The organism is Pseudopedobacter sp., from assembly GCF_040392825.1.
Taxonomy (GTDB): Bacteria; Bacteroidota; Bacteroidia; order Sphingobacteriales; family Sphingobacteriaceae; genus Pseudopedobacter.
The window spans coordinates 1-9,550 of record NZ_JBEBVH010000152.1 but is presented as its reverse complement, the minus strand read 5'-3'; the positions used below and the strand labels follow the sequence as shown (position 1 = coordinate 9,550).

General features: G+C 36.8%; 8 protein-coding genes. 7 read left to right on the top strand and 1 reads right to left on the bottom strand.

Annotation, left to right across the window (positions count from 1 at the left end):
* The 5 genes from ABWO41_RS11550 to ABWO41_RS11530 form a co-directional block, all read left to right on the top strand.
* A partial coding sequence (locus ABWO41_RS11550; RefSeq protein ID WP_353137853.1) for a RagB/SusD family nutrient uptake outer membrane protein occupies positions 1-712 on the top strand: 712 nt, incomplete at its 5' end.
* A gap of 18 nt (positions 713-730) precedes the next feature.
* Entirely contained in the window at positions 731-1,939 is a 1,209-nt protein-coding gene (locus ABWO41_RS11545) for a BT_3987 domain-containing protein (protein ID WP_353137851.1), read from the top strand.
* Between the two features lie 44 nt (positions 1,940-1,983).
* A complete protein-coding gene (locus tag ABWO41_RS11540; RefSeq protein ID WP_353137849.1) occupies positions 1,984-2,820 on the top strand; it encodes an endonuclease/exonuclease/phosphatase family protein in 837 nt (278 codons plus the stop codon).
* A gap of 184 nt (positions 2,821-3,004) precedes the next feature.
* Entirely contained in the window at positions 3,005-4,351 is a 1,347-nt protein-coding gene (locus ABWO41_RS11535) for a Gfo/Idh/MocA family protein (RefSeq protein WP_353137847.1), read from the top strand.
* A 27-nt stretch (positions 4,352-4,378) separates the two neighbouring features.
* On the top strand, positions 4,379-6,001 hold the full coding sequence (locus tag ABWO41_RS11530; protein WP_353137845.1) for a beta-N-acetylhexosaminidase: 1,623 nt from the start codon (positions 4,379-4,381) through the stop codon (positions 5,999-6,001).
* A 53-nt stretch (positions 6,002-6,054) separates the two neighbouring features.
* Here ABWO41_RS11530 and ABWO41_RS11525 read toward each other — a convergent pair whose 3' ends face one another.
* Positions 6,055-6,471, bottom strand: a complete 417-nt coding sequence (locus ABWO41_RS11525; protein WP_353137843.1) for a 6-pyruvoyl trahydropterin synthase family protein — start codon at positions 6,469-6,471, stop codon at positions 6,055-6,057.
* 743 nt (positions 6,472-7,214) lie between these two features.
* Here ABWO41_RS11525 and ABWO41_RS11520 point away from each other — a divergent pair.
* Entirely contained in the window at positions 7,215-8,522 is a 1,308-nt protein-coding gene (locus ABWO41_RS11520; protein ID WP_353137841.1) for a DASH family cryptochrome, read from the top strand.
* A 118-nt stretch (positions 8,523-8,640) separates the two neighbouring features.
* Positions 8,641-9,550, top strand: a 910-nt coding sequence (locus tag ABWO41_RS11515) for a hypothetical protein (protein ID WP_353137839.1), incomplete at its 3' end; no start/stop codon positions are given.

Here is a 9,550-nt window from a genome sequence, read left to right as displayed (position 1 = left end):
AGCTTCAGGATATACTGAGGTAGGGTTTTCTACAGTTCAGGGAGTCGCTAATACCTCAAATATGTATGCTAACCGCGAACCACGGTTTTATGTCAGTGTGAATTATAATAATGCGCCTTGGATAAATACAAGCGAAGGAGTAAAGATTATTCAGACTTATAATACCGGTGAGTCTGGACCTGCAGGATCATGGGATCATTCAAGAACAAGCTATTTTATAAGAAAGAATGTATCACCCGGTTCTAATCCAAAGACAGGAGTTTACGATAAAAGACCTTACCTGATGATGAGATATGCGGAAATTCTTCTGAATTATATAGAAGCACTGAATGAATATGATAAAGATAATCCGGATATTTTAAAGTATCTGAATATGATACGAGAGAGGGCCGGCATACCACAATATGGACAAGGAACCAATGCGTTGCCAGTCCCTGCTGATCAAAATGCGATGAGAGAAGTAATCCGAGCTGAAAGACGAGTAGAATTGGCCTTTGAACATCATAGATATTTCGATACCAGGAGGTGGAAAATTGCGGAGCAAACCGAAGGAGGGCCAATGTATGGTATGAATATTCTGGAAAATCCTCCGGCGTTTTACAAACGGGTAGTTTTTGAGACGCGGGTGTTTAGAAAAAGTTTTTACTTTTTCCCTATTCCCCAAACAGAAATTAATAAAAACACTAATATGGTTCAAAATCCTTATTGGTAATCATTTAAAGCTAACAATATGAAACACCAAACTAGATTATATCAGTACCTGTGCGTTGCATTTTGTCTTATTTTATCGGGTTGTAAATACGATACCGATATCTCTAATCCGGAACAATATGCAAAAGTGTATATGCCACAAGCAGCAGAATCTGTATCTAAGCATATCTTGCAAATAACTGATACTGCACAAACTATCGTTTTTGGAGCTGCTTATGGTGGTCCCGAATATCCACAGGAAGATATCAATGTGAAATTTAAGGTAGACCTTGATATGGTGGCAGAGTTTAATCAAAACAATGGCACAAGCTATACACCATTGCCTGCTCAAAGCTACACTATAGATGATTTTGAAGGACAGATAAATAAGGGCTCTTTAAGTTCTGCACCTTTAAAGATAAAAGTTAAGACTAAAGGTGTATTGGCACCATTTGTACAATATCTGCTGCCAGTTTCTATCGAAAGTATTTCCGGTAGTGTGCCGCTTAACGAAAAATTGAAAACCGCATATTTTCTGGTAGAGGCTCAAAAAGACGGGATAACCATTAGAGTAATGTCTTACGGTATAAAAAGTGGTACTGTAGATATGGATGCTGTGGCCGCTATAGTCAATAGTTTTAACCCCGATTTATTGGTTATTCGGGAAATAGATAGTAAAACAACACGTAGTGGAGGAAGAGATCTTCCGAAAATTTTATCTGAGCTGACTAATTTGCCGAACTATATCTTCGCGCCTGCACAGGCTTATCAGGGAGGGGAATACGGTACCGCCGTTTATTCTAGATTCCCGGTAGAAGAACAAGTTGCCAGACAGCTATATTCCGATGCTACGGAGCAAGGACCATTAGGAATGTTAACAGTAAATATAAATACCCAGGATAAACTGATATTTGCCGGTACGCATTTAAATGCAAATACAACCCGAAGAGACAGGCAGGTAAATGAGTTGTTTGGCATAATGGAAACATATACCGAAATCCCGGTTGTTTTAGCCGGAAACTTTAATGATAAAGCGACAACAGGGACTGTATATCAGAAATTTTCAACACAATTTAGCTTTCCATGTACTACTTGCCCTCTAAATTATCCGAAAAGTGGCCCAACAGGTAACTCAGACATGTTAATGTTTAAGCCATCAGATAAATTCAGGGGTGTGAATTATAGTGTAGGAACAACTTCTACAAGTGACCACTTACCAATAGTAGCCGATTTACAATTCTTTTATTAATGATACGGAGGGTGTATGCCGCCCTCCTTTTAAAATTCTGTATTATGAGAAATTTTAAGATTTTAATTTTTGTGTTACTTGTTTCGATCTCATCGGTATCGTGTGGAAAGAACACCGAAGAGCCTGAAAAAGATAATAAACCACCTGTTAAAGAAAAAGAGGGGCCTATTTTTAAGGTAATGTCTTATAATATTCATATAGGCAATCCACCATCTAAGGATGCATCTTATCGAGATTTAGGAGCAATAGCGCAGGTCATTAATGTGCAAAAACCAGATCTGGTAGCATTAAGCGAAGTGGATAATAAAACCAAAAGATCAGGAACCACTGTAGATCAGGCAAAAGAACTAGGTCGCCTAACAGGAATGTATTACTATTTTACAAAAGCAATGGACTATCAGGGCGGAGAATATGGAGATGCTGTGCTGTCCAGGTTTCCTATAATAGAAAGTAAAAGATATGAATTATCTGTAACCGGAACCGGGTTTGAGCCTCGTTCTTTAGCCCTGATCTTGATAGAAAAGGAAGGGCATAAATTTTATTTTGGCTCTACCCACCTGGACCATACCAGTGCTGAAGACAATAGAATTTTACAGGCTAATACGCTTGTAGACATTGTCAGGTCATTGACCTATCCCGTAGTGTTGGCGGGTGATTGGAACGCCTTACCTACTTCGCAAACTATTAGTGTCATAAAACATGTACTTACACCAACCTGCACAGATTGTCCTTATACTTTTCCTATGAATAAACCAGACAGGACTATTGATTATATCATGTACAGGCCGGCAGATAAATTTAAAGTGAAGAGTCTGAAGGTTGTAAATGAAACTTATGCCTCGGACCATTTACCGTTGGTGGCCGAGTTGGAAATAAAGTAGTTATAAGACTATAAGACATATACAAAAGAGTGGCACTGAATTAAGGTCTGCGAAGGATGCGGTTGTGAAGTTTGTTCTAATGCAACAGACGGAAGAATTGTTTCTTTCAAAATGATATCCCCAAGTAATTCATTAAATTGTATATCAATAAATTATATCGGTTTTGAATATTATAAAAGAATAAATGGATAGAAGAAAATTTATTAGAAATAGCACCATTGTTGCAGGAACGACAATTTTACCCTCAGGAATCTTATTTGCTAAAGATAAAGGAAATATAAAATTAGGTTATATCGGTGTTGGTTTAAGAGGAAGGAACCATATAAGAGAAGGTTTGTTAAGAGATGATGTCGAAATTGCAGCCATATGTGATATACAGGAAAGTTCTTTAAAATTGTGTCGTGAACAATTTGTGAAAGCCGGAAAGAAATTGCCTGAAGAGTATACAGGTAGTTTGGATGCTTATAAGAGGCTGTTGGAGCGGAAAGAACTTGATGCGGTAATTATATCCACACCGTGGCAATTTCATAAAGATCAGGCAATAGATGCTATGAATGCAGGTAAATATGTGGGATGTGAGGTTATCGCCGGTTTAACTGTTCAGGACCATTGGGATGTTGTAAATACATCAGAAAAAACAGGTATACCCTATATGACTCTCGAAAATGTTTGTTACAGGAGAGATGTTTTAGCGGTGTTAAATATGGTTAGAGCTGGCGAATTTGGTGAATTAGTTCATCTGGAGGGGGGCTATCAGCATGATTTACGTGATGTTCTATTTAATGATGGCAAAAACTTTTATGGACACGGAGTAGAATTCGGCCAGGAAAAATCAATAGGAGAAGCACAGTGGCGTACACAATATAACATAGACGTAGATGGTGATTTATATCCCACACACGGATTAGGACCAGTGATGAATTATATAGATATTAATCGGGGAAACAGATTAACTAATATGGTTTCATTTTCGTCCAAAGCCAGAGGATTAACAGATTATGTAAATAAGCAATCTCCGGGACATCCAAATTCTAAAATTAATTATAAGAACGGAGACATCGTAACTACGTTGATTAATTGTGCCAATGGAGAAACCATTAGTTTAACACATGATACGCACTTACCAAGACCTTATTCCATAGGTTTTAGAGTTCAGGGAACGAATGGAATATGGATGGATGTAGCTAAATCTATTCATATAGAAGGCAAATCAAAATCTCATAAGTGGGATTCTACCAAAGAGTGGTTTGAAAAGTACGACCATCCGCTTTGGAAAAAATATGCTGATATAGCACAGGGAGCAGGGCATGGAGGTATGGACTGGTTTGTATTTAACGCTTTTGTGCAAGCGGTTAAACAAAAGAAGCAAACTCCGATCGATGTGTACGACTCTGTAACAATGAGTGTTGTTTTTCCACTTTCTGTAAAGTCTTTGGAGGAAGGTAATGCTTCGCAGGATATACCTGATTTTACAAGAGGAAAATGGAGGAGTAGAAAAAATACGTTTGCCTTAGACGATTCAGGTTTTTAATAATCAATTATAAATTATAAACAGCGCATGAAATATTTAGAATGTTTAATCTGTTTTAAGATCTCTTTACTCACTTTTTGCTCCTTTAATCTTAATGCTCAATACAAGGAGAGCGATTTGCCTCTAATCCCTCGACCTTTGGAAATGCAGAAAGTGCAAGGGATATTTTTGTTAGATAATCAGGTTGGTTTAGATTTAAAATCAAAAGATGCAGATATAAAAACTGCGAGCACCTACCTGATAGATTTGCTTAAAAATGATTACGGTATTCAGATAAAGCAAACCGGGGCAGCTCGTTCGATACGTTTTGAACTGGATCCTCAAATCGGAAACGAGGAAGGGTATATCCTACATGTAAGTCCACAACTAATTTCTATCAAATCCAAAAGTCCTGCTGGAGCTTTCATGGCAGTGCAAACACTTCGTCAATTAATACCAATTGGACAAAAGGATAAATTAGAAATACCAGCGATATCAATAAAGGACGAGCCTCGGTTTGCACATCGAGGAGTAATGTTAGACGTAGGGCGTTATTATTTTCCGGTATCGTTTATTAAAAAATACATTGATGTACTGGCTGCCTATAAAATTAATAAGTTCCATCTGCACCTGACAGAAGACGGCGGCTGGCGTATGGAAATCAAGAAGTATCCGAAACTTCAGGAGATATCGGCCTGGAGGGATAGTACAGTTATAGGTCATGTAAGTGATAAACCCAGAAAATTTGATGGAAAAAGACATGGAGGCTATTATACTCACGAAGAGCTTAAGGATCTGGTAAAGTATGCTCAAGACAGATTTATAACTATTATACCCGAAATTGATATGCCTGGTCATACCTTATCTGCGTTGGCAGGATATCCAGAGTTAAGCTGTTTTCCGGACAGAAAATATCGGGTGTTAACGGCCTGGGGAATACAGAAAGACATACTCTGCCCCAAAGAAAGTACCTTTAAATTTGTAGAAGATGTATTGACGGAGGTAATGGAAGTCTTTCCATCTAAATATATACATATTGGAGGAGACGAGGCAAAAAAAGATAACTGGAAAGTATGCTCACATTGCCAGGAATTAATAAGAAGGGAAGGGCTGAAGGATGAACACGGATTACAGAGTTACTTTATCAAGCGTGTAGAAAAGTTTGTAAATTCAAAGGGAAGAGCTATTATTGGCTGGGATGAAATATTGGAAGGAGGGCTGGCACCGAATGCTACTGTAATGTCGTGGAGAGGGGAAAAAGGAGGAATAGATGCAGCGAAATTGGGACATGATGTGATCATGTCGCCAAACCATTATATGTATCTGGACTATTATCAAACTCCGGAAATGCGTAAAAGAGAACCGGTTGCAATTGGTAGCTACCTCCCACTGGAGACCGTATATAGCTACAACCCTTTGCCAAATAGCCTCACTAAAGCAGAGAAAAAGCATATTTTAGGTGTTCAGGCGCATGTTTGGTCAGAGTATATACCAAATGGAAAACATGCTGAACATATGACATTCCCTCGAGTATTGGCAATGGCAGAAGTGGGATGGACAGCACAGGAAAGGAAAGACTATTCGGATTTTATCAGCAGATTAAAAAAAGCTGCCAAGTTTTTGGATACTAAACAAGTAAATTATTCGAAGTACTTTTTAGAGCAGTATTAGCGGAATTTTTATACTAAATTAAAAAGGTTCTGATTTAATCAGAACCTTTTTAATTATACCGTAGGATACTCCACAAAATTTCTTTCAGTCTCATAAAGCCGTACATAAAGATCAAGATCTGATGAAATATGCGGTCTAATCAAATTCCAAATAACTATAGCTATATTTTCTGCTGTAGGGTTTAAAGTTTTAAATTCTTCAGTATCCAGATTCAGGTTTCTATGATCAAATTTCTTGATAACTTCCTTATGGATGATATCTGATAAAATCTTCATATCAACAACGTATCCGGTTTTGGCATCTGGAAATCCAACTACTTTTAGTTCGAGAATATAATTATGACCATGATAGTTTGGATTATTGCACTTCCCGAATATCCTTTGATTTTCTTCTTCAGACCATTCGGGATTGTTTAATCTGTGAGCTGCATTAAACTGTTCCCTTCTGTAAACAGCAATTTTATTTTCCATATTACAAAAATACTAAAACTTAAGTTCCGTTAAAAACGCTTATAAAACTACAAAGGGTACTAAGTTCTCAAAATAATTCCCGAGTCTTGATACTTGCCGAAGGAGCCAAAGGCTTCCATTTGGACATCCCTTTGGGAAAGTGCTTGACTAATATTATCTTAACCAGATCAACTATTGTCTTTCAAAGAATGAAATTTATATCTGAGTACTTTGCGGTTAATAATAAAACTACAATCCGATATTTTAGATTCTTATCTGTTTTTTCGTAAATTAGCATACACGCATCTTGCCAAATAAATTTATAATTCCACCTTTCATCCACGTATAGTCCACCTTTACTCCGCTTATTCTCCACTGTATCTGGCTTATACCTGGTACTATCCTATAGTTATTCTCCTACTATTCCCCTATTTCATCGCAGACATACCTCTAGGAAAGTATGAAGAAGCAATCAACCAAAAGGGATTTATAACGCAAATAAGGTAACATACGTTCCATTCTATAATCCTGTCAGCGTTTGAAACGCTCCATGTGCACTTGTACATTACTTGTGCCCTTTACGGTTAACCATCAAACTCCTGCCTCTTAATTTTCGGATATCTTGATACTTTACTGTCGTACATCGGCGCAAAATCATAAAGAGGAATGTTTGTTTCAGGTAAAAATTGTTTTTATTTTGTCTAAATAGAGAAAATTATAAGCAAATTGCATTCCGATATTTGATCACATTCTGATTTCTTGGTATGACGAGTAGAACAATCTTAGTTTGGTTTAGGAATGATTTGCGCATTCATGATAATGAAATATTGATTGAAGCAAGCTTAAAGAGTTCTGAGATAGTTCCCGTTTATATTTTCGATCCAAGATATTATGCCGAAACAATTTACGGTACAAGAAAAACAGGTAAGCATAGAACTCAATTTATTATAGAAAGTGTTGCTGATCTAAAGCGTTCTTTTAAAAAACTAGGTGGAGATTTATTGGTGCTAACCGGAAAGCCCGAAGAAGTACTTCCGCAGTTAGTAAAAGAATATCACGTAGATGAGGTTTACCATCATAGGGAAGTCGCGTCGGAAGAAACAGATATTTCTTCTGCAGTTGAAGATGCGCTATGGAAATCCCAGGTAAATTTAAAGCATTTTATAGGACACACCTTATATCACAAAGAAGACCTGCCATTTCCAATAAAAGATATTCCGGATTTGTTTTCTAAGTTTAGGAAAAAAGTAGAACGGGAAGGTGAAATCAGAGAGCCATTTCAGACTCCGGAGGAAATTGTAGTGCCTGGAAATCTGGCACAATCAGAAGTGCCTGTATTAAAAGATTTAGGTTTTGAAGAAGATGATCTAACGGTAACTGATATTAAAGGTGGTGAAACTGCCGGTCTTCAACGTTTAAATGAGTATTTGTGGGAAAGTGATTCGTTAAGAGATTATAAAGCAAAAAGAAATTTACTAACCGGATTTAATCGCAATTCCCTTCTTTCGCCCTGGCTTTCTTTAGGATGCATTTCTCTGAGAAAGGTATATTGGGAGCTTAAGAGATACGAACGCGAAAGAGGAGGTACAGATAATATAAATTTACTAATTAACGAGCTGCTGTTTAGAGATTTTTTCCGTTTTATGTTTAAAAAGCACAGTACAGCCTATTTTGTTGATACAGAACAGATAGCTCCGCTTACTTCAGAACAAGCAGTGCTGTTTAATAAATGGAGAAATAGCGAAACAGGAGTTGATTTGGTTGATGCCAACATGCAGGAACTTAAACATAGAGGAACTATGGCAAATAAAGGTCGCCAGACTGTAGCTTCTTATCTGATTAATGAATTGCAATTACCATGGTCTTACGGTGCAGCTTATTTTGAAGAAATGTTGCTGGATTATGCACCAGCAAGTAATTGGGGGAATTGGGCATTATTAGCAGGTATCGGGACTCCTCAGAAAGAAATAAATCCATCTTTTAATTTAGATAAACAAATAAAAGACTCAGATCCCAAAGGGGATTATATTAAAGTTTGGTTATCGGAACTTACAGAATTTTCTAAGCACTAAAAAAGAAAAGTAAAATTTTAATTCATTTGTAGATTCAGCCGAGCTTTTTAAAGCGAAGCAAATGTTTGTCTGTTTTTTATCTTAATAATACATAATATATTTACAGTAAAAAAATATTATGGTTAAATATGTATGTGTCTTCGTTTTTTTTATTTTTTCTTTCTATGGAGTATACTCTCGAGATTCTACACGTATAGATTTAGGGCGATTATCACTTAATAAAAATTTTACTATTTTAAAAACAGTCAAAGCAGGGGATTTAGACAAAATACCTTCACACAGTTTGACGCCTGTTTTAAATAATTATTTTTTTGGCTATCTGTTTAATGAAAATGAATCTCCTGTTTATATTGTAGATGGTTCTATAAGGCAGAATATTAGTGGTCTCAGCATTTTTGATATAGAAGAAGTAAGCCTTATTCAGAACGTATTTGCTTTGGCCTTAAATGGAAATACTGATAAAAGACCAGTCCTGTTAATAACAACTAAAAGAACTCGTCGGAATGTGTGGGAAGTACGTGGCGAGGTGCAAATGGCCATACAGAGATATAAAAAAGAAAAGTATAACCATCTCACAAGTATTTATAACCCGGTTCATAATGAATATCGGTATAGTTTTGGAAATGATGAAAATGATATTGAGTTTTATCAGCAATATTATTTATCAGTATCAAAAAGAACTTCAAACGGAGGTTTAACTATTGCTGCAAATTATCAGAAAGATAAAAATCCTGAAGCAAAGACGACAGAAGCAGCGTTTTTCATAACACCAGCAGATAGATTAAGGTTTAATGCTTCATGGGATGAAAAGCTTGATAGGAACTTTGGAATAAGATTATATACCGGATATAGTCCTGATAGAGTTGTATATGATGATATTCCAGCCGATCTGAGAAATCTTGTGGAGGATGTTATCTTCAACCGCAGGGCAGAGGCTACGGACGAACTGATTGAATATGCCGAAAAGATAAAGAACGAAAATACAGGGCAGACAGAGCAAAAAGTGGAAGAATGGCGTTCTTATCGGC